Origin of the sequence: Bacillus sp. 2205SS5-2 (assembly GCF_037024155.1) — a bacterium.
Classification (GTDB): Bacteria; Bacillota; Bacilli; order Bacillales; family Bacillaceae_K; genus Bacillus_CI.
This window is the reverse complement of the sequence record NZ_JAYKTS010000002.1, coordinates 46512-68320: the sequence shown is the minus strand read 5'-3', so window position 1 is coordinate 68320 and position 21809 is coordinate 46512. Positions and strand designations below refer to the sequence as shown.

At 35.7% G+C, this 21809-nt stretch carries 17 protein-coding genes and 1 pseudogene; all 18 read right to left on the bottom strand.

What is annotated here, in order from left to right:
• Window position 1 precedes the first annotated feature (1 nt).
• Complete coding sequence (locus U8D43_RS01525) at window positions 2-2581, bottom strand: DEAD/DEAH box helicase family protein (protein ID WP_335869195.1); 2580 nt, start codon at window positions 2579-2581, stop codon at window positions 2-4.
• Complete coding sequence (locus U8D43_RS01520; RefSeq protein WP_335869194.1) at window positions 2571-4442, bottom strand: DNA methyltransferase; 1872 nt, start codon at window positions 4440-4442, stop codon at window positions 2571-2573. The genes U8D43_RS01525 and U8D43_RS01520 overlap by 11 nt, the downstream gene beginning before the upstream one ends.
• A 76-nt stretch (window positions 4443-4518) precedes the next feature.
• Window positions 4519-7323 carry an AAA family ATPase gene (locus tag U8D43_RS01515; RefSeq protein WP_335869193.1) on the bottom strand — a complete coding sequence of 935 codons (2805 nt, stop codon included), beginning with the start codon at window positions 7321-7323 and terminating at the stop codon, window positions 4519-4521.
• Between the two features lies 1 nt (window position 7324).
• Complete coding sequence (locus tag U8D43_RS01510; protein WP_335869192.1) at window positions 7325-7681, bottom strand: ABC-three component system middle component 1; 357 nt, start codon at window positions 7679-7681, stop codon at window positions 7325-7327.
• Between the two features lie 176 nt (window positions 7682-7857).
• Window positions 7858-9381 (bottom strand): hypothetical protein, encoded by a 1524-nt coding sequence (locus U8D43_RS01505; RefSeq protein ID WP_335869191.1) that lies wholly within the window; start codon window positions 9379-9381, stop codon window positions 7858-7860.
• Window positions 9382-9632: 251 nt separating this feature from the next.
• Window positions 9633-10154, bottom strand: a pseudogene (gene radC, locus U8D43_RS01500) (RadC family protein); the annotation flags it as partial.
• A 32-nt stretch (window positions 10155-10186) separates the two neighbouring features.
• Window positions 10187-10756, bottom strand: a complete 570-nt coding sequence (locus U8D43_RS01495) for a Maf family protein (protein ID WP_335869190.1) — start codon at window positions 10754-10756, stop codon at window positions 10187-10189.
• A 226-nt stretch (window positions 10757-10982) separates the two neighbouring features.
• Window positions 10983-11948, bottom strand: coding sequence for a DUF948 domain-containing protein (locus tag U8D43_RS01490; protein ID WP_335869189.1), 966 nt, complete (start codon window positions 11946-11948; stop codon window positions 10983-10985).
• Window positions 11949-12044: 96 nt separating this feature from the next.
• Entirely contained in the window at window positions 12045-12497 is a 453-nt protein-coding gene (locus U8D43_RS01485; RefSeq protein WP_335869188.1) for a type II secretion system protein, read from the bottom strand.
• Window position 12498: 1 nt separating this feature from the next.
• A complete protein-coding gene (locus U8D43_RS01480) occupies window positions 12499-13251 on the bottom strand; it encodes a hypothetical protein (RefSeq protein WP_335869187.1) in 753 nt (250 codons plus the stop codon).
• A complete protein-coding gene (locus U8D43_RS01475; RefSeq protein WP_335869186.1) occupies window positions 13248-13856 on the bottom strand; it encodes a PilN domain-containing protein in 609 nt (202 codons plus the stop codon). The genes U8D43_RS01480 and U8D43_RS01475 overlap by 4 nt, the downstream gene beginning before the upstream one ends.
• Complete coding sequence (gene pilM / locus U8D43_RS01470) at window positions 13856-14812, bottom strand: type IV pilus biogenesis protein PilM (RefSeq protein WP_335869185.1); 957 nt, start codon at window positions 14810-14812, stop codon at window positions 13856-13858. The genes U8D43_RS01475 and pilM overlap by 1 nt, the downstream gene beginning before the upstream one ends.
• Before the next feature lie 272 nt (window positions 14813-15084).
• Window positions 15085-15840 (bottom strand): prepilin peptidase, encoded by a 756-nt coding sequence (locus U8D43_RS01465; protein WP_335869184.1) that lies wholly within the window; start codon window positions 15838-15840, stop codon window positions 15085-15087.
• Between the two features lie 34 nt (window positions 15841-15874).
• Complete coding sequence (locus U8D43_RS01460; protein WP_335869183.1) at window positions 15875-16348, bottom strand: competence type IV pilus major pilin ComGC; 474 nt, start codon at window positions 16346-16348, stop codon at window positions 15875-15877.
• Between the two features lie 166 nt (window positions 16349-16514).
• Complete coding sequence (locus U8D43_RS01455) at window positions 16515-17726, bottom strand: type II secretion system F family protein (RefSeq protein ID WP_335869182.1); 1212 nt, start codon at window positions 17724-17726, stop codon at window positions 16515-16517.
• Window positions 17726-18769 (bottom strand): type IV pilus twitching motility protein PilT, encoded by a 1044-nt coding sequence (locus U8D43_RS01450; protein ID WP_335869181.1) that lies wholly within the window; start codon window positions 18767-18769, stop codon window positions 17726-17728. The genes U8D43_RS01455 and U8D43_RS01450 overlap by 1 nt, the downstream gene beginning before the upstream one ends.
• Window positions 18770-18778: 9 nt before the next feature.
• Window positions 18779-20443, bottom strand: a complete 1665-nt coding sequence (locus tag U8D43_RS01445) for a GspE/PulE family protein (RefSeq protein ID WP_335869180.1) — start codon at window positions 20441-20443, stop codon at window positions 18779-18781.
• 16 nt (window positions 20444-20459) lie between these two features.
• Window positions 20460-21806: a hypothetical protein gene (locus U8D43_RS01440; protein ID WP_335869179.1), complete on the bottom strand. Its 1347-nt coding sequence runs from the start codon at window positions 21804-21806 to the stop codon at window positions 20460-20462.
• Window positions 21807-21809 lie beyond the last annotated feature (3 nt).

Here is a 21809-nt window from a genome sequence, read left to right as displayed (position 1 = left end):
CTTATTTTAATAGCTTATCTTTAAAATCTTCACGGAAACCTTGTTTTAACTCTTTATCATCTGAGTAAAATTTAATACCAATCAAACGGATTTGATCATTTTCACTTAAGACTTCCACTTCTTCTCTTTCTGATAAGGAAAGTAAAAACTCCTGCTTCCACTCGTCTTGCTCTCTTAAGTTATCTCCTTTGGGTTCAAGAAACACCTGATAAGTATAATCTGAATCCTTGAGGTATAAAAGGAAATCAGGCATGAATCCCCGCACTCCATCAACCTCTACAATTTTGACTTTCCTTTCATTTCTAATCAGATATACTTCATTATATCGTTCTCTTAGTTTATCGATATAATCATTAATAAAATCTATTAGATTACTCTCTAAACCATTCACAATTGCTTGGTCGTAAATATACCAATCATGGTCTCTCATGTTTCTTGTACGAATTACTTGTGTTACGTTACTAACTCGCTGATTTACTTTATTCATCTCAACAACGTAGTCATTCACTAAACTAGAAAATGCGACTCCTTCAAAAACTGGTGTACCACGTTCTTTCAAATAATTTGAACGAATATTCTTCTCTGCATAAGTTAAAAATCGTTCTACAATAGAAAGTTTTTCATCTGGTGTTAAATCTTCTGCTTTAAGGGATGAAGGAAGTGAAAGATTGATCATTAGATCACCTAAAAACCCTTCCCCTTCTATAAACTGCTTCATACTTGTAATACTTGGTATAAAATTTTTTAAATTCTCATATCGGTAAAAGGAATTTCGTTGGATTGCCTTTTGTAACATACTTTTTGAGACTAATAATTTTTCCTCATGTCTTTTTATGCCTGCTGTCATTGTACTGCCGGATAAATATTGATACTCGACTGCTGTTTCATATTGAATATCATATACTTGAGAAACGTTATAATCTGTAAAAGATTGATAATCTGATGCTGAAGTTGGAATAAGCTTATTAATGTATATTTTCCCATTTTTAAAAAAATCCATTTTTCGAATGTTAGGTTTTATTTTTGCAACCATTCGTTCGAACTGATCTTCTTTCACTTGAATATTAGCTGCTTCTAAGGATTTTTCTAAATTCTTAATATAAGCACTATCATTTATAGTATGATAATGGAGTGTTTCAATGACCTTCAATTCGTTTCCTACATAATCATACTTGCGAGTATATGTCTGTTTCCCTTTAGTAGTAAACGGATAGTATCTAGCTCCTCTCCCAATAAGCTGTGCCTCACTATCAGTGGTTGTCTTAGTACTTGCAGATCCTTCACTTATCCTAACAATATCAAATAAATTTAACACATCCCATCCCTCATTAAGTTTTGCCACAGCAAAAATTGTACGTATAGGATTATTATCATCTTCCAAAGTATTCAATAATAGTGCGTTTCCTTCTGATAAAAAAGAAGAATCATTCGCATTCAATGTAGTTTCATTTGTAAATTCCCATTTTAGGTCATTTACTACCTTATTGAGATCTATTTTTTGATAATACCTAAACATCATATACCATATACTCTCTGGGTTTTGATATACTATTGCACCTTTATCAATAACTCTTTTCAAGTGGTCTACTGTCATTTCCTCTACCATTGACAAGAAGATTTTATTTGCTTCAATTGAAGTTGCAATTTTATTTGATTTAAATAAGATTATCGGCTTTAAATGAATACCATGTTCTTTACCTATGTATTTGCGATACTGACTTAGTAATAGGCTATTTAACATCTTTTGTTTGTCATCTTCATTAGCACGAAGTAATACTACGTTCTTTGAATATCCGTCTTCCATAAATCTTTTCAAATCATATTGAAAAACTATCTTATCCTGATACTTCTGGAATAATGAATCATTTGTTAGGTCAATTGTTGCAGTGTACTCGACTAGTCTATTCGATACGTTTCTTCTTAATAACCTTGAAACAGTGCTCTCCCATGTTTTTTCTTCTAATTCTTTTGTATTGAGCTTTTTTTTATCATTACGCGTTAAGGCATTGATATGATGTGCTTCATCAGCTAATAAAACTAAATCAAGTTCACTTAATGATTCATAAGTAAGTCCATTTTCACGGGGAGTAGTTAAATCAGAATGCAGTTTTTGAATCGTTGTTAGCTTTAAATAAATTGTATGTTTTGCAGGTAGAACAGGAAATACATCAACAACCTGGATTGTCACTGGATTTCCTTCAATTACAATACCTTCTGGCCGAAAAAGGTATTTAGGCGATGATACATTCATTAAATTATCATAAGTTTTTTTTATTATGGCATCACTGTTCACGAAGAATATAAAATTTTGATGACCTTTTTCTTTAAACAAGTAAAGAATTGTTGAAGCTAATACCAATGTTTTTCCTGAACCAGTCGCCATATGAAACAATAGGTGATTAAAAGATAAATCAGCCGCATCTGATTGCTGTGTGTATATAAAATGGCGCAACGCCTCCTCCTGGTAAGGGCGAAGGGTATGACTCAAATTTGAATATATATAATCAGGTATTTCTGGTGGCGTTTCAAATATATCGTTAAAGCGTTTTTCTATACGGGAATGAAGAATTTCATTGCTCATTATTCTTCACCACCAAGTTCTTTCCTGTATAAAACATTCGGTTGAATTTTTTATCAGCTATAGAAAAAACATATTGATCATCTTCCATCTCGGAATATCCTAAATACATTTGATTTGCATCCAAACTCTTAATCAACACTTTTTTCTTTTCTTCGAATGTTAAAGCATGAAAGCCACTTTCCTCATTTGTCAATTTATCAAGATTTACTCTATAGTCAAAAAAAGCACTATGAAACATCTCTAAAATAACTCGTTCAAGCTGGGTATCTGTTTCAGTACCTTGAATACGCTTTACAAAATGCTGATTTAACGGTAGCATTTCTGCGTAGACAAAGCTTCCTCCACCTTGCCAATTTAAGTCCTTTGAAATACCCCCTTGTTCACCGGCTATTACTTTTTGTAACCGGGGAACTGAAACACTTTCAATATAGTCCATTTGTTCAATTCCAATAAATCTTCGTTGCATCTTCATTGCCACAGCTTGAGTCGTCGCTGACCCCATAAAGAAATCCAAGACAATATCTCCCTCGTTTGAACCTAAGTGAATTACACGTTGAAGCAATTTTTCAGGTTTAGGGGTTGAAAAGGTCTCTACATCATCCAAAGCATTCACTTCTCTTTTAGCATCTTGGTTGTGCCCAACTTCTGAATGTTTCCAAATTGTCATTGCAGTAACCCCGTCTTTCACTTCACTTAAAAAGCGTTTAATGCGGGGCACATTATTACCATCTTTTCCAAACCAAATGCGTTTATCATTAATCATTTCTTCTAATTTTTCTTTCGTTACTCTCCAACAGTATCCAGGGGGAGGATTGACTTCCCTTCCTGAGGGAGTAGTGATAGTATAGTCTGTATTTGCACTATATGTTTTCACTGATAGGTCACCAGATGTCCAGGGTCCCCTTGGATCGTTGTCACTATTGGTATATCTGCTATTCATCTCTTCACTTCGGGGAAGTAAATTTGGTCGCCAGATCTCTTTGTTTTTTGCATAAACTAAAATATGATCATGACTGTCTGACAACCAAGTTGCATCATTTTGTGGTGAGAATTTTTTCTCCCAAATAACATTTCCTACAAAGTTATTTGAGCCGAATATTCCATCACATAGTACCTTTAAATAATGTGACCCATCATCATCAATAGATATCCATATTGAACCGTCTTCCGAAAGCAAATCTTTCGCAACTTCTAGCCTATTCTTCATAAAAGTAAGCCATGTAGATAACTTGAAATTTGAATTATAACCGAATGTATCGTCTTTTTTCTTCTCTATAAAATAATAAGGTGGATCAATGAAAATTTGTTTAACCTCTCCTGCATATCTAGATTTAAGAGAATGAAGGCCGATTAAGTTATTACCTTTTAATATAAGGTTTTCCCCTTCATCAAACTCATTTATATCTTCAATCCCATACTTATTATATTTCTTAATATTGGTCATTACTTTAGGAGACAATAGTGTATCTATCTCTTCTTTTGCTAATATAGAATGTAAGTAGATCTCACTTCTTTTTGTATCTTCATTTGTCATGCCGCCTTCAAGAATACAATCTTTATGTGGAAAATCTATTACAATATCTGAATTATATTTTAGATATTTTCCTTCAGTGGTTAATCCAATCTCATTACTATATTTTGTGTAACTATTTTCCAAATAGTTTTTATATCTTAGCATACTAATAAACTCATCTATTTTAAATATATAATTATTAGACACCCTCACAGAATATGTCTCTTTAATAACATCATTAGTTAATAGAGGTTCTACCAATTCTAATTTATAATTACGAAGATCTTCTATTACTTTATTTTTCAATAAGGTGTCTTCTTCCCAATATTCTGGAATGTCAGAAAGCACCTTGAAAATTTCCTTTTGCAGCTTTGTCTCCACTATAAATCCCCCTAAGCATTTAATACTTATTCATAGATTATCATTATGTTATTTTTACTATTTTCGGTCCTTCTTCTGTATAACCTGTTATATTATACTGAACTACGCCTCTATTCCTCATCTTAATAGAGACCAACTGTGCAAAGTCTTCATTATGTGTTGAGATTACAATGTGTTTGTCATTATACCTTGAATCCATAATAGCTCTAATAACGTCAATTAAAGCAAGTATATTTACATCATCCATGCTTTGAATTGGATCATCTAGAAACAATTGATTTAGACTACTGTATCGTTGTGTAAGTCCTAATCCCAGAAAAATGCTTAATGCAAGAATATTTAATTGGGCTGCACTGAACATTTGATCTAAGTATAATTCAATTTTATCGTCTAATTGAGTTTCTCCAATAAAATTTGTTCCTCTTTCAGTATTAGTAATATGCAATTTTTTATGGAAAGGATGTGGATTAATAGTCTCATATACCCAGCTGATAATTGGATGTTTTTCTAATCTCTCCTTTACAACACGCCTTTGTTGACCAAGCAATTTACCATGAAGATCACTTACTTCTTCACGGTACTCTTCAACTATTTTTCTTTTATTAGACAATTCTAATATTTTGTTATCTAACTGATCGAATTCTTTTAACGACGATTCATACTCAACTGGAAGTTTAAGCTTTAACATTTCCTTAATAACAGATAAAACTTCCATGATAAAATTATCTTTATCATTAATCTTTTTTATTTGTTTTGTTAATTGTTCCTCAGAAAATTCATTAATTCTTTCCTCTTTAAGAATGGATATCTCATTTTCCATATCTGATATACTGTCTATATCATTTAATATTACATACTTTTCGGCGTTCATTTTAAACCAATCATCTTTAGTTTTAATGAATGCTTTGAGTTCATTTGATACTAGATTTGTTTTTAATTCTCTTGCACCAAACAAGATTTTAAAAGATTCATCAAGCTTATTTAATTTACTTGAAGCTTTATCTAATTCTTTCTGCTGCTTATTTACAATACCTTCATATTCCTCGATTTTCTTATTGATTTGTTCTTCTGTTCGGCTATATAAGGAAGTATATTCATTTCTGATTTTATCTAGTTTTGTAATTAGTTTATTTATCACTTCTTTTTGTAACAAACCTTGTAGTAACTTTACTTCTTCAATAATTCCGTTTTCTTTTTCAGACAAGTCATTTATTTCTTCATTCCCTGAAGACGAAGTAGCATCAATTATACTCAGTATTTTATCTGAAACACTTGAATTAGGTTCCCACTCATTAGTTATATTGATGTAAGAAAAGTCTTCATTTAAGCAGACTGGACATTTGTCTATATCAGGATTTTCAATCAACAATTTTTTAACTTGTGATAGAGCTTTTTGATACTCACTATTCAGTGTAGAGACCTTCTCTTTAACTCTTTGAATTTCATCTAAGCTCGAATTTTTTTCTTTTAATTCCAATTGAAGTTCATTATATCTGCTTCTAATGAAATAAAACCAATTTAGATCGACATTAATAGTTTTTTCACTTTGTGGGATTAGCATTTGATAAGTTGATATGAAGTTTTCTAGATTCTGTTTTTCTCTGTATAATTGATCCCAAAATTTTTCATTAATCAATAAATCATTTTTGTTAATAAGTGTTTTAAGAGATGAGAAAATATTACTCTTCGATTGAACTTCTTTTAACTTCTCCTCGAATTCACCTAATGATTTTGAAGATTGAGTTCTTGTTACTTTCAATTCATTTATTTTTTTCTGAAGGCTTTCAAAATTGTTGTTTAATAGTTTTGAAGCATGGTCAGATTTTTTTAATATATTAATACCTTCATTTAGTAATTTCCAAGTCCTTAGTTTTCCTTTTAAGCGTTTATATTTTTCTTTTTCTGTAGAAAGGTTTTCTTTTTGGTTGACAAGGCTTGTTTGCGAAAAGCTAACATTTTGCAGGAATTGACTGCAATTTTCAATATTAATTTTATTTTCCAAAATTAGAGAATTAATATTTAGTTCATTACTAAACTCAGTTTTTTCTTTAATAAGATTTTCCATTTTCAGATAATGCTTCTCGGTAGACTTCAGATAATCTTCTATGCTACTAAAACCTAAATTATTAATGAATTTCTCTATTTCTATTTGGGTATTAGAATGAGAATTTATTTGTTTCTCTAATTCGGTACTTTTTTTTGAAAGAGCATTTCCGTTATTGTTATACTTTTGAACTTTAAGGTAGAGTGAGTTTAATTCCTCTTCATGTAATAACTGCATGAAAATTTCCCTTCTTTTAGAAGGAGAGTTATGTCTTAAAAAATCACTAATACTTTCTTGACCTAGCATATGTGTATGGAAAAACACCTGCATATTTTTAGCCTTTGAAATAAATTTTTGTAATACTTTTTCATTATCTACATCAAACAGGTCTTCACCATAGCCCATTATCACTGTGGATTTATATGTATTATCTTTTAAAGTGGTCTTTAATATATTGCTATTACTTCTTCTAATAATTCGTAAGCCATTGCTGAAAATAAGTTCAACATAAATACTCCTTTTAGAAGTGTTTCCATGGATGGGGTGATAAAATTTTAAGTAATGACTTTTTTTTAGTTCATTTACTTGATAGGTCTTATCATCATAAAACTTTTCTAACCTATATACATTATCAGTTAAACACCATTCAATTGCTTCATAGAAAGAAGTTTTTCCAAAACCATTATAGCCTTTAAAAATTACCAAAGGAGCTTCTAAATCATCGTAAACATAGCATTTATCCTCTCTTTCTATATTTTCCCCATATCCTCTAAAGTTCTTGATCTTAACACATGAAAGGTACATGCTACTCCTCCTTTACGACAGCCTCTATATTTTCTAATAGAGCTTGAATAGACTCGTAATTAATTGTCTCCTCATCTTCATCGACATCAGTAAATGTAAACTCATTTAATATCCTTTCCGGAAAAACATAGTGATCAAACTTTTGTTTTAATTCATCACTATGTTCATATTCAATAACTATTTTTCTTGCAATAAAGCGATCTCGCTCATATGCCGATATACTCTCTGATTTAAAGGCTTTATTCTCAGCATCCACCTGATGTATACCTATAACATACATATCCCAAAGAAATTTTGACATTGGAATCTTTTCATTTTGAACAAAAGCTATATTATTTTTATTATTTATTTCAGCCATTATCTTCTTCCTAAGGCCTGGGAGACGGTTTATAACCACATCAATATCATTTAATGAAGTTATGGAACAAATTATTAATATTTTATCTTTATCTAAATTACAAATTCTGCAATTCGGTAATTCATGAAAATTTATAATGCTTGATAGTCCCAATCTCTGTATTAGCGCATCCATGATTATTTTCCTTTCTTAAAGTTATTTGCGAATTCACAGTCATCTTCTTGACTATTAAGTTTTAAACAAGAAATACATTTATAATCAAACGATTGATAAAGATTCTGTTGTATCAATGTTCCGTGTGGTCTTGCAATATCGAAAACTATATCTTCTTCGATTCTGCTTTTATCGTATTTGCAAATTTCACAAGCATTCTCGAAAACTATGGTTTCATCACCTGTAGCAAATAGATATTCTTGTTGCTTCACACTATGCTCTATAAATGATGTAATCAACGTTACTTCATCTTCTCTATCGCTAGAAGAAGGAGTCGTTCTTAATGAGAAATCTCCATACTCTGAAAAACCTAAATTGTTAATACCATCTAAGTCGATTAGATTTACATCCCCTAGACTATTCTCCGAAACCGATGAAACCTCCGCCATAGCTTTAAAAAGATCTAAAATATTCATTGTATATGTGTGTTCTGCACTCATGATATATCTGTTATTAACTTTTTTTTGACCGTAAACATTAATTTCACGAATCCATTGTTCAGTGCAAATTCCAACTACTTTTAAAATATGTTCCAATTGACTTGAAAAGCCCTTATTTATCAATTTTCTTTCATACTTAATTAATTCTTTTTCAATCTCTATCATTGTCTTAATTAATGAATCATTTTCAATTAATTCAGCTATAGTTTCTTCATGGTTTTTAACAATGTTGTCTAGGTCTTTCACAAATAAGACATGCTTAACTGTACTAGCTGTTGTATCTAAAAAGGCATTCATTATTAAATGTCGAATATTGGAATATTCGCCCGTAGATAAAGAAGGATACAAATCTTGTAAGTGATCCTCAATTATATTATTCAATTGAATAATACTGTCATATTTTTCAATTCTAATATCAGGGAAATCAAAATTCACTTGTTTAATAAAGGCGAAAATTTCTTTGTCACCTAATAAAATCTCAGTTGGTATGTATTGACTATAATCCGATGGGTTTTCATGTAAATGTTTTATGAGGGCAGATTTGTGTTTAGGATTTTTAATACCTGGGTTGTTATTTTTGTAATATTCTTTAAATGTATTGAACCTATCCTTAAAAGCTTCTTTATCTACATATTCGTAGACAAGACAATCCTTTACAAAATTTACGTAGGGGTCCTGAGAAGGAAAATTTTTATTGTTCCAGTCATTAAAAAAACTAGAATCATTATTAGAAATTGGTACGTTGGTGTTTATCATAAATGTGCCATTTAAATCATCAGAATTCCTATAAGTATTATAAAAATTATATATAGTATGACGAATAGCTTCACTAAAGCGTGTAAAATAGTCCTTTTTGTAAAATTTCGCTTCAATAAAACTATTACTCCCTTTGTTAACAGTAATATCAGCACCATATTCAACACCAACATATCCTTCCGGGTGCAACTTAGATATTGATACAAGTTCCTTACAAGCAATTAAGAGTTGAAAATAAAAACCCGCAATTGAGTGTTTAACATCAGTAGATTTTCCATAATTAGAGCTCATTTTTTATCGCTACTTTCATATAGATTTACATTCAGATCAATTCCATTTTAGAACTTTTTGTAAACTTCAATTTTAAAGAAATAATTGAATAAATGACAACTCAAAAAAAGCCTAACACCATACAAAATTATACAGTAATTAGGAATAAAGGTCTAGGATTCGCCCAATATTAATGGGCGAATTAATATTTGATTAATGAGCACAAGGGATTTTTATTTTCGCCCATTTAACTTCGTGTCTATTAGGGCTAAGATAATCGAGGCAGCAGACCGTCTGAATGCCTCTTTGTACACCTCCCTTGGATGTACAATCGAAGCGTTCAAACTTCCAATGAAAATGGTTTGCTTGTGAAGAACTTGATTTTTCGTATTTAGGTATAAGCAAACGAAATGTTCTTTTGAGAGAAAGCGCATTTCATTCATCACATAATTTGCGCCATCTTCAGGTGAACGAATCACATATCGGTCTTGATACATCAAATTACTAACTCTCCGACCAATTTCAACCGCTGCCATAATTTGAATCGCTTTAGCAGGACCGATTCCTTTCATCGCTGTAATCTCTTCTAAAGATGCCTCTTTTAGCAAGCGTAACCCATCGAAGTGTGTTAATAGTGAGTTAGCCAGTTCAATAACAGACTCGTCCTTCGTTCCAGTACGAAGAACGATTGCCAATAATTCTTGATTCGATAAACTCGCCGGACCGCTTGTAATGAGCCGTTCACGAGGTCTCTCTTCTTGGGGAACATCTCTAATCATTAATTTCGTTGACATGTCTCTCCTCCTATTGATCACATAAGGAAAGCTTACGAAATGACGTTGAATTCCTTTAACTCATGATAGACCTTTGAAATGGGAAGGCCAACAACAGTATAATAATCTCCTTGAATAGATTTTACGAATACTGCGCCTAAGCCCTGAATTCCGTAGCTACCCGCTTTATCAAATGGCTCCCCACTTCTAATGTATCGATGAATTTCCTCATCTGAAAGCTCCCAAAACGTGACCATCGTTTTTTCAAAAAAATGGACTTCTTTTTGTTTCGATTGGATTGACACACCTGTCAGGACATCATGGGTTTTCCCTGATAATGCTTTTAACATGTGGTAGGCATCATCAGCATTCTTCGGTTTCCCAAGGATATTTTGTTCAGAAACGACTATCGTATCCGCTCCAATGACAATAGACTGTGGAAATTGCTGACTAATGACGTTTGCTTTCTTTTGGGCTAAAAATAGAACGGCTGCTTGAGGAGTGAATTCGGCAGGGATAAATTCGTCTACCTCACATGTCAGAATGGAGAAGGGAACTTGAAGTTTTTCTAATAGTTCTTTTCTTCGAGGAGATTTTGATGCAAGAATGAGGGGTTTGGACACAATCATTCACCTATCTTTCGTTTAGTTGAAAGGGAGATACATCTTTCATCCTACCAAATTTTGTGAATATACTCAATCACTTTAACAAAGAAGAAGGTTTTAACGAGAATTGTCGTTTTTTAGTATTCTTTAAAAAAAAAAAAAAAAAAAAAACAGACAGGACTTCTGTCTGCTTTCATTTCCTGAGAAATAGCGGAAAGTGTCATAATGAATTTTCTCCACTCTCTTATTTAAGCTGTACATAAAGTTTATAGTAATTCAGCAAATGTTGTTGAAGTGCCAGGTAATCTACTTGTTTCTTTGTTGCTTCATAGGTTTCTAACGCCGCTACCATTGCCAACGTCTCTTTTTGAATGGACTGAATAGTTGGCATTTGTAATGAAAAACTCTCAAGGGAGCTTGTCTGGTTTTTTAACGTTGCTAGCGCCCCTGACATATCCTCATTCTTTTCTAATAGAGGAAGTACCGCTAGCATTTCGTTAAATATCTTCTCTGCTTCTCCTAGAAATTGAAATTCATCATTCGTTACTTGTATTTTGCTTTCTGGGAGACTAAACGCTTTTCCGAACATCTCCACATTTTGCACTTGATAATAATCCCCTAAACGGCTCAATGCAGATACTTGACCTGCAATCCCAATCAACACATAGTATTGATCGTCTTTTAGGACTAAAGCCGAAGGATATCCTTTTTGAGATAGTGAATCCGCCGTTTGCTGTGCAGAGGCTTCATTTGTAAAAAAACCTCCTTGGAGAACCTGGAATGAACTTTCCTTTATAGTATAAGTCATGGTCTCGGTCTCGCTCACGTTCGTTACAGGAGTAACTTGTTCTTGAAGTGATACAATATTCGCACTCTCTCCTTCAGTTTTGACAATTTTAAGTAGAACAATACCAAGGAAGATCCCAACCACTACCGCTATAATCATCGGTGCTACTACTCTATTCCAACCGCTTCCATAGGAAGCAAGAGTTCGCTTTGGTCGCTGACTTCCTTTCATATAGTGAATTTTATTATTCGGTCGTTGCTGCTCCTTTTTTGAAGGTTCAATATCCTTTGAAAGTTTCCTTGCATCTTCTGTCGCAGCTGTTTCTTCTTTAATTTGTTGCCAACTATGAACAGGAAGGTTTTCATTGTTGACTTTTTCTTCTCCATTGATTTTGATCGTGATCTTTTTATTATGTGAACTCATCCTCTCCCCCCTTCCCCGTTTATGTTCATGCTAGCATACTAAAAAAAAAAAAGGACAAGACTTTTGTCGTCTTGACCTTAAAGCGTTCGTCATTTTTTAATCATTATCGACGATTTTTTCTTCAGAAATTACAGAATACGCTATCGGCGTTTCAATAACATTTCCTTCTTCCACTTTGCTACAAAGATTTTTTGTTTCACCTTTTAAACATACGGAGACGATTGTCCCCTCCTTAATTAACACATATGATGGATTAATGTCTGATTCGAGGACATTTTTAGTGAAAGGGTCCACGATTTCTTCAATTAAGTTATCGTCAACCATTTGTTTGTAGGTCACTTTATAGACTGGAATCTGGTTTACTACCGCATCTTTAACATAGAATTGTGCCGATGACCTTAAGGTATATGCATTGGCGACAAACGCTTGGTGCTTCGAATGATTAATAATTCGTCCGATTGCTAAGATAGAGATCATGGCTAAAATCCCTAGAATGACGATTACTGCTAATAATTCGACTAATGTATAGCCCTTTTCGCTGTTTTTCATATTATTCTCCGTCTTCTTCCTCATCTTCTCGGGAAGGAAAAGCTGAAAATGGATTACTTTTGCCACTTGGCATAGGGGTGTCAAGCCTTGGTAGTTCTTTTGAAAGATCTAGCAAGCCTGGTAAATAAAACGCAGAAACCATCACGTTGTAGCTCACAAATTCCATATTGTTATCAATTGAAATAATTTCACCGCCACCATCAAACGTAATACTTTCAATTTCTAAAATTCGGTCTAGGTTTTCTAACACCGTAATAAATTTCTCTAAATCAAAATACGTTTTCGATTGAACCGTCAAAGTGGAAGATAATTTCTTTAAGCCCTTCGGTAAGACCGTTACTTCTACTGCCTCTTTTTGAATTGAGGCCTCATCAACTTCTTCAATCTGGATGTCATTCTCAATGTTAACGCCGTCACTCACGTCTCCATCCGTAAATTCGATTTGCTCAATAAACGAGTCCGATAAAATTTCTGCTTTTTCAAAGTGTAAAAGCAATTGTTCCGTTAAAGGTTTTACTGGAACTTTTTTCTGTAAGCTAGTTGTATCCTCAAAGGCTTGTTTTTGAATATCTTTTACTTTGCTTTCTAAGACCGTCACGAGTTTTTCTTCATTATCAATTTTCAACTCTACCGTCTGCAATGCTTCTTTTTGAGGTTGATAAAAAAAGGCAAAGCTGGCATACAAAAGAGCCGCACAGACAAGACTCACGAGCAAAACAGCTAAAACGTCTTTGTTTGCTAGTGTTTGTTTCACTCTTCCTCGCCTCCTTGTACCCGCTTAGTCAACTCATTTTGAACGAATAAACGATTGATCTTAATCTCGTATTCACCGTAATAGCGTGGTAAAGTTGTATCGTCCATAATGCTTTTTTCAGGAGACACCTCGGTCGTAGATAATTGGTTTAATGTAGCCGATGAGATCCAGTTTGATTGCTTCAGATCACTTAAATAATACGCTGCTTCTCGGCTACTATCGAATTGGACGTTTAACGAGATTGTGCCGTCTTCTTGGTACGAAAACTCTTGAAAAAACCCTCTTTTCGGCAACAGTGAAATTAAATGATTCATAACCGGTACGGTATCAAGTGGATACCATGCCGCCCATTTCACCGCATCTTCTAACTGTCTAACAGAATCGGACGTTTGAAAAGTAGATAATTGACCTTCAAGCTGCTCGCGATAAGACTCTACTGTCTGAAGCTGGGCATCTTTTGCGGCTATTTCCTTCTGCATCGACTTTGAGAATAAAAACACGCCCATAAATATGAATAGCGAAATTAACATTAAAACCACCATCACGTAGAGGGGTGCTTTCTTCTTTTGAATTTTGTCCGGCAGTAAATTTATCTCAATTAACATCATTGCACCTCTTTTAACCCTAGGCCAACCGCCACAATATACTGAAGAGGAAGCACTTCATTTTGACACATAATCGGCAAGTCTGGCTTTGAAATGATGCTTACTTCTAGCAACTTACTTAAATGCTGTTCAATTTGTGGGAGGTGCGGGTGATCTCCGACGAGAAAAACCGTATTCACTCGAGCCTCACCTTTATTCAAGGTATACCGGTAAAAGCTCATCACTTTCTCGATCTCCTTAAACGTATCCTCTAACACAAAAAGCTGTTGCTCTTGATCCACTTTCTCGATATTAAGTGGCTGTTCGTTACGAAGGGAAAGTGGTCTCATAAATATGGGTTGATGCAGATGAAAAATCGAAATGGTCGCTAAGTGGGTATCAAATTGCAAGATCATTTCATGATTTTCTGCATCGGTCATGTTTAAAGAGTGAAAGAAGCGATAAATAGATAGGGGGGAAATATCTGCGACAATTGGCGTTAATTTACTATCTTCTAATAAATCTTGGTAGGATTTCACCGTTTCTTCCGGTGCAGCCACTAGTAAAATCTTTTTTTCTTGCTCGGTTTCTCCTAGCAAGACCACGTCAAATAACGGATCCTCGAACGGTAAATGAATACTTGTCCCGATTTCAAGAAATAGATAGCCTTTTATTTCATCATTTTTAACGTCTTTCGGGACCGTTAATTTTCGAATAATAATAAACATATCTGGAACAATGAAGCGAACTTGACGCTTCATGATTTTCCATTTTTGAAGACATTGCTCAAGGATCGTTTCAAGCATCTCTACTTCTATGATCTTTCCTTCAGAAATTACACCTGGAGATAACTCTTGTTCACCATAATTGGTCACTTCAGAAGACGAGCCATTTTTTAATTCAATAAAACGTATCGCAGTATCGGTGAACACCAAATTGGCGATACGAGAATTTGGTGTTATCCATGAGAACGTCATAAGAAATTGCCCCTTTTCATCACATTTAACATTAAAGCAAGGGAAGAGTATCCCTCCATCTGTTACAAAACAAATTGCAGACTAAGAAAACGATTTTAGTAGATGGTAGTTTCCCCAAAAAATCTAATTATTCGCAGGAGTATAGAAATCGCTAATACTATAGAATTTGGGGCATTTTTTCGTATTTAATTAAACGTAATCATTGAAAAAAATGAAGAATTCCACCGAATTCGAACAGTGAATTAAATTACCAAAATGTATACGAATGGTGCCTAGTAAATAAAGAAAGAGAAATACCATGACAGAATCGCTTCATGAAAAAAGAAGACGAGGATAGTTCCTGTGGCAATAAACGGCCCAAACGGAATCGGCTTCCCTTTTTTAAACACGTTCAACCAAAGGCCTACGATACCACCGATAGCTCCCAGCAAGGTAGAGAAAAAGAACGCAAGCAAGACCAGCTTCACTCCTAAGACAAACCCAAGCAATGCAAACAGCTTAATATCGCCACCACCCATGCCTCCTTTACTCAACACACTAATCAAAAGCAAGAGTGTAAAACCAACCGTCGCTCCTAGTACACTCTCAACCAAATGATGCGGTAACAGAAAGAGAAACTCTAGAAAGAAAAGGCCCAAGAAGAACAGCAGAATTTTATCAGGAATCAGCATGTAAGCAAGATCTGATACCGTGATAATGATCAACAACGACACGAGTGTGATGCCAATTAGCGCTTCGGCACTGAAGTCGAAACGAACGTAAACGAGAACAAATAATAGCCCGGTAATCAGCTCCATAATAGGATAAAGAGGGGAAACGCGCGCCGAACATTGGCGGCATTTACCCCTCAACATCATATATGAAAAGACCGGGATTAATTCCCATGCTGTTAGCTCATGCCCGCAACTAGTACAGGCTGAACGTGGTGACACGATTGATTTCTTCACCGGAATCCGTAGTCCCACGACGTTGTAGAAGGAGCCTAGGGTGATTCCGTAGAGGAAGATGATTATAGAAAAATAATTCACTAATTTGTCCTTCTCTGTATTATACAGTAGATTATTATGGTTTTAATATGACATCATCTCTATCAATATCTTTAGGTTGACCAGATAAATGTTCTCCATTACCAGTTTCATTAGATACCAATGTTACTGTAAATGTATATCCTGTATCATCAACAGTATTACCATCAGAATCTGTTGTGGTTGATTTGGCAACAACGACTTTGCTCAACGTAGCATGGTATGTTCCACCTGAAGGGTTTTCAACAGGTTCTAAATATCCATCTTTTTCTAGTTCCTCTAATGTAACTTCTCCAATCCCATCAGCGTTGGCTGTTACTGCCAATCTCGCCGCATTCACCATTTGCTCCGCATTCGCAATATGAGCATCTTTTTTCGAGTTATTAATCAAACCACCAATACTTGGGACAGCAATCGCTGCAATAATTCCAAGGATAACAACTACCGCTAATAATTCAATTAGCGTTAATCCCTTTTCGTTCTTTAATAATTGACTTAATTTTTTGCGCATGTTTTTTCCTCCCTTTTCTTGTCTCCTTATAGGAAAATAGTACTCTACTTGATTATACATAAAATTCTTGTCGTGAACACTGGTAATTTGTAAATTAATAGAATTTTATACAATATTTTAGTTTATTTTGACTATTTTATAGTTATTTTGACTAGGTGCTCATTCCTTAATAGCCTTGAACATTGTTAAAGATCTCAAACATAGGTACAAGGATTGATGAGACAATCGTTCCGACGAGTGACGCAAGAAAGACAATCATCAGTGGTTCGATTAAGGACTTTAGTCGATCCGTTGTGTTTTCCACTTCTTTTTCGTAAAAATCAGCTACCTTGCTTAACATCGAATCAAGTGAACCTGTTTCTTCACCGATGGCAATCATTTGTGTGACTAGAGGTGGAAAGGCCCAGTGTTTTTTCATAGGCTCTGTGAAGGCTTGGCCACTTTCAAGCGACTCACGCGATTTGCGTAGAACGCCTGCAATCACTTCGTTTTCTACCACTTTTTCGACAATCGTAATTGCCTGTAAAATCGGCACCGAACTACTGAACAAAGAACTTAGCGTTCTAGTCATTCGAGCTAGAACGGCTTTTTGTATTAATGTCCCAAAAATCGGCATTCGTAACACAGCATAATCGATATAGTATTTTGTTTTTTTGTTTGCTTTTAACATCATAAATCCCACAACGATACCAACCATCAATAAAGCGACAAGATACCAAAATCTCTGCATCCATTCACTAGCACCGATGACAAACCGCGTAATGAGTGGAAGTTCTCCACCAAAATCAGCAAACATTGTCACAAAGGTAGGCACAACCGCCACCAATAGGAAGATGACTACAAAAATCGCGATGACCCCTACGACTGCGGGATACGCTAGGGCAGAAATGACTTTTTGTTTCGTCATATGTTGCTTTTCATAGTGCTCAGCTAAACGTTCAAGCGATTCATCCAGGCTCCCCGTCGCTTCGCCTGCTTTAATTAAATTAATAAAGATCGGCTGAAATATTTTTTTATGCTTACTGCAAGCTTCAGAAAGGGGATTCCCTTCCTTAAGTTCATCGGCGATTTCTTTGAGGGCCTTGCTTAAGGCCTTACTGCCCGTTTGAGCTGAGAGAATGTCTGTTGCTTCCACTACTGTCACACCCGCTTGGAGGAGAGTGGAGAATTGGCGAAGAAAGATCACCAAATGCTGTAGCTTGACTGGATTACCGATAACAATATCCTTTTGAAACATCGATTCTGGTACTTCTTGAATCGTCACAACACGAATGCCAGATGTTTTCAGCTTTAACATGGCCTCTCGTTTGTTGGGAGCGGTTATATGTGCTTGCTTCTTGCCTTTGCGGTCTCGACCGGTATATTGAAAGCGTGCCATTAAAAAGCACTCTCCTGTTTGACGTACGCCGTTGCAACGTCTTTTGCGATGATGTCAGCATCAAGCAAAGCTTGAATTGAGCTTTCCATCGTATGCATGCCTGCTCCCTTAGAGGTTTGCATAATATTGTTGATTTGGTGAACTTTTTCCGAGCGAATCAAATTGGCGATGGCTGCATTATTCACGAGCACTTCGGTCGCCGCTCGTCTCCCCTTTTTATCAAGCGTTGGGAACAATCGCTGTGAAATAATACTAACCAGTACAGAAGCTAGTTGAATTCGAATTTGCGATTGTTGCTCGGGTGGAAACACATCGACAATTCGTTCAATCGTAGCTGGTGCGCTCGAAGTATGCAATGTTGCTAATACTAAATGTCCTGTTTCTGCCGCTGTTATTGCAGTGTGTATGGTTTCTAAATCGCGCATTTCACCGACTAAGATAATATCGGGATCTTGGCGTAGAGCACTTCGTAATCCTTTTGCAAAGGTACGTGTATCAAAGCCCACTTCTCGTTGATCAATGATCGAGGTTCCATGTTTATGCAAATATTCAATCGGATCTTCTAATGTAATAATATGCTTTCGCATTTTTGTATTCATGTATTGAATCATCGAAGCAAGCGTTGTCGATTTGCCACTTCCGGTCGGGCCGGTTACAAGAATGAGACCTTGTGGTTTTTCCGCTAATTTCTTAATAAGTGCTGGCAGTTTTAAGTCATCCACAGTAGGAATGCTCGTCGGCACAACTCGGATCGCTAATGAAAAACAGGACCGTTGTTTAAAGGCATTAATCCGAAATCGGGAGACACCGGCGATTCCATAGGAAAAATCTAATTCCCCGTTTTCTTCAAGAGGTTGCCATAAATGCTCTGGAATAATGGATTTGGCCATTCCTTCTGTTTCTTCTGGAATTAAATATTCCTTACCAAACTGCTTTAAATCACCATGAATGCGGAATACAGGAGGAGATCCCACTGTCAAATGAATGTCTGATGCTTTCAATTCAAATGCCGCTCGAAGTAAGTAATCTACTTTTTCTTTCATCATTATCACCTATTCCGACACCGCTACACGGAGTATTTCTTCCGTTGTTGTGTAGCCTTGTTTTACTTTCAGGAGTCCATCGTCGATTAAAAAAATCGTTTTGTTTAGGATGGCCACATCTCTCAACTGAGTAAAAGAATCGCCATTTAAAATAATTCGTTTCATTTCATCATTCATGACCAACACTTCATGAATCGCCATCCGTCCTTTATAGCCGGTCATATTACATGAGGAACAACCTTGACCCCTGACAATTTTCTCAATTTTCATGCCTCTTTTGGCAAAAATTTCAACTTCTCGCTTCGTCGCAGGTTGCTCCTGTGAACAATCGCGACAATTCCGGCGAATCAGACGCTGAGCAATGACTCCACTTAAAGCAGAGGCTACTAGAAATGGTTCTACCCCCATGTCTAGTAAGCGAGTGACAGTACCAATCGAGTCATTAGTATGAATCGTACTTAACACCAAATGACCCGTTAAGGACGCCCTGATGGCCACTTCCACTGTTTCTCGGTCACGAATCTCTCCGACCATAACAATATTCGGATCTTGACGAAGAATTGCGCGCAAACCCTTGGCAAACGTAAGTCCGACATTAGGGTTTACTTGAATTTGGTTGATACCCTCTAACTGATATTCCACTGGATCTTCAACGGTAATAATATTCACTTCTTCTGAATTAAGCTTATTTAACGCGGCATACAATGTCGATGATTTCCCTGACCCAGTCGGCCCAGTAATCAAGACGATTCCTGTAGGTTGATCAATCATATGCAAAAATCGTTTTAAATTCACTTTATTAAAGCCAAGATGTGTCAAATCATTTAACGCCGAGCTCAAATCAAGGATTCGCATCACTATTTTTTCACCGTATACCGTTGGAAGAGTAGAGACCCGAAGATCGACGGCATGAAAATCAAGATTCGCTTTAATTCGGCCATCTTGGGGGACGCGGTATTCTGTGATGTCCAGATTGGCCATAATTTTAATTCGGGCAGTCAGCATACTTTGCATATGCTTTGGTAGTGTTCGTTCAGTCCGCAACACCCCATCTACACGGTAACGAATAGCGACCTTGGTTTCTTGTGGATCAAGATGAATATCACTTGCTTTTTGTGTGACAGCGTTTGAAAGCAATTGATTCACTAAACGCACAATCGGAGAATCTTGATTAACAATATTTTCTTGCTGAATGTCTTCGTTTGAATCCGATTGGGCTTGGGCAAATTCCTCAAAGCCTTCATCTGTATCGTAGTACTTCGCTATCGAACGCAGAATATCGTCCTTTGTTGCAATCGCTGTTTCTATTTGAAAGCCTGTGGCTAAACGAAGGTCTTCAATACTATAGAAATCCATCGGGTCACTCATAGCTACAAAAAGTTTGTCGCCTTCTTTTTTTAATGGAATCATTAAATTTCGCTTGGCTGTGTCTTTGGGAATCATGTGAAATAAGGTTGAATCAAATGGGTACCGGTATAAACTGACATGAGGAATGCCAAGCTGAAATTCTAACACTTCAATCAACTGCTGTTCGGTAATATAGCCTCTTTGTAAAAGCACATCACCTAATCGTTGCCCTTTTGCTTTTTCAGATAAAGCCGTTTGCAGTTGGTCCATGGAGAGTAATCCGGCTTCAACTAATAAATCTCCTAAACGTTTACGATCTTTTACCATCTGTTTCACCTAATTTCTATTTCAATGAGTTTTCATCTTGACTTGGTTCTTCACTAGACTTCTTCGTCTTTGTTGATTCACCTATTTTCTTTGCGTCCTCTCCTGTTCCTCCGACTGTTTCCGGAGGAACGGTTGAATCTTTCACTTTATCTTCCTCATCGCTCGTTGGTCCAGAAGAGTCATCTCCCTTTTTCTGCCCTGATTGTGTAGCCGCAGATTCTGGAACTACTAAACTATGAACTTCGATACGATGTTGGGGAGGATAGAAGTCTTCAGCTATCTGTACTGTGCCTGTCACTTCTCCACTCGAATTCACGATTTTCTTGATGACTTCAATTAACACGCCATCTTTTCCCTCAAATTGAACTTCTACGTTTCCTGTAGTGATTTTGGGACTGTACTGAATAATCGTTTTCGGTGAAAACGTCTCTTTACCTTGAAGTAGAACAGAGTAAGTCGCCGGGAGAGGTTTACCCTCTAACCGCCCATACAGTTTATTCCCTAAAATCTCCAATTTAATAACATATAAGGCTTCATTCGGGTTGGCCAAACTAAAATCCAAGTTTAGTTCTGGTTGTACTTTGGCTTCATATCCTAAATCAATTGAAGCTGGAAGTTGCTTACTAGTATTTCTTTCAATGATTTGAAAATTTGTTTGCAACGTTAATTCATAGATTAAAGAACTTATGAGACCCATTGTTTCATAGTCTTGAGAGGAAATGCCTGAGTTCTTCACGTAATCATTAAAAGAAAAAGAAGTTTGTCCCGGCAAATGAATGGGACTTAATGCCTCTACCAGTTGAACCACATCTGGTGTAACGTCCACTTCAGCGGAGATCGCCTCTGATACGTATTCACCCAACTCCTCACTTATTAAATACTCATTTAGCGAAAGCGTTTTTCCATTTGTTAGCGTGGAAGCAATCAGCTCAATTTCTTGTAGAATCAAATTAACATTTACATTTTCTAGAGAGATAGAGTAAGAAGCATTTAGCCACTCCGATAGAGCAGACTCATTAATCGAAGCTCGTAGGGAGTTTTCCTGACCTGATTGAGCAGATTGTACCGAAGTAGCCAGATTAAAAGAAAATAATTCAGCAGGAAAAGGGAACTGCTCCTCATTATATTCCAGCTCATTTTTTTGTTCTTTCAACCAATCCTCTACTTCAATTTGAAGTAATTGATCAGCTTCTTCTACGGTAAAATTGCTCACATCGATTGAGCCAATCGTTGTATTATTGGTAAAACCATCTTCAGAGAGAAGATTATCTAAAGCAAAAACACCTAGTTGCGAAAATCCAAAGAAGTACGTTGTAAGTAGGATGAGTACAACAAAAACTCTTACGCCATGAGTAAATTTCATCCG

Bases quoted from the DNA above. Each gene is read 5' to 3' on its own strand.
- U8D43_RS01525 (WP_335869195.1), bottom strand. From the start codon at position 2,581: ATGAGCAATGAAATTCTTCATTCCCGTATAGAAAAACGCTTTAACGAT.
- U8D43_RS01515 (WP_335869193.1), bottom strand. From the start codon at position 7,323: ATGTACCTTTCATGTGTTAAGATCAAGAACTTTAGAGGATATGGGGAA.
- U8D43_RS01510 (WP_335869192.1), bottom strand. From the start codon at position 7,681: ATGGCTGAAATAAATAATAAAAATAATATAGCTTTTGTTCAAAATGAA.
- U8D43_RS01505 (WP_335869191.1), bottom strand. From the start codon at position 9,381: ATGAGCTCTAATTATGGAAAATCTACTGATGTTAAACACTCAATTGCG.
- U8D43_RS01490 (WP_335869189.1), bottom strand. From the start codon at position 11,948: ATGAGTTCACATAATAAAAAGATCACGATCAAAATCAATGGAGAAGAA.
- U8D43_RS01485 (WP_335869188.1), bottom strand. From the start codon at position 12,497: ATGAAAAACAGCGAAAAGGGCTATACATTAGTCGAATTATTAGCAGTA.
- U8D43_RS01475 (WP_335869186.1), bottom strand. From the start codon at position 13,856: ATGTTAATTGAGATAAATTTACTGCCGGACAAAATTCAAAAGAAGAAA.
- pilM (WP_335869185.1), bottom strand. From the start codon at position 14,812: ATGACGTTCTCATGGATAACACCAAATTCTCGTATCGCCAATTTGGTG.
- U8D43_RS01460 (WP_335869183.1), bottom strand. From the start codon at position 16,348: ATGCGCAAAAAATTAAGTCAATTATTAAAGAACGAAAAGGGATTAACG.
- U8D43_RS01455 (WP_335869182.1), bottom strand. From the start codon at position 17,726: ATGGCACGCTTTCAATATACCGGTCGAGACCGCAAAGGCAAGAAGCAA.
- U8D43_RS01450 (WP_335869181.1), bottom strand. From the start codon at position 18,769: ATGAAAGAAAAAGTAGATTACTTACTTCGAGCGGCATTTGAATTGAAA.
- U8D43_RS01445 (WP_335869180.1), bottom strand. From the start codon at position 20,443: ATGGTAAAAGATCGTAAACGTTTAGGAGATTTATTAGTTGAAGCCGGA.
- U8D43_RS01440 (WP_335869179.1), bottom strand. From the start codon at position 21,806: ATGAAATTTACTCATGGCGTAAGAGTTTTTGTTGTACTCATCCTACTT.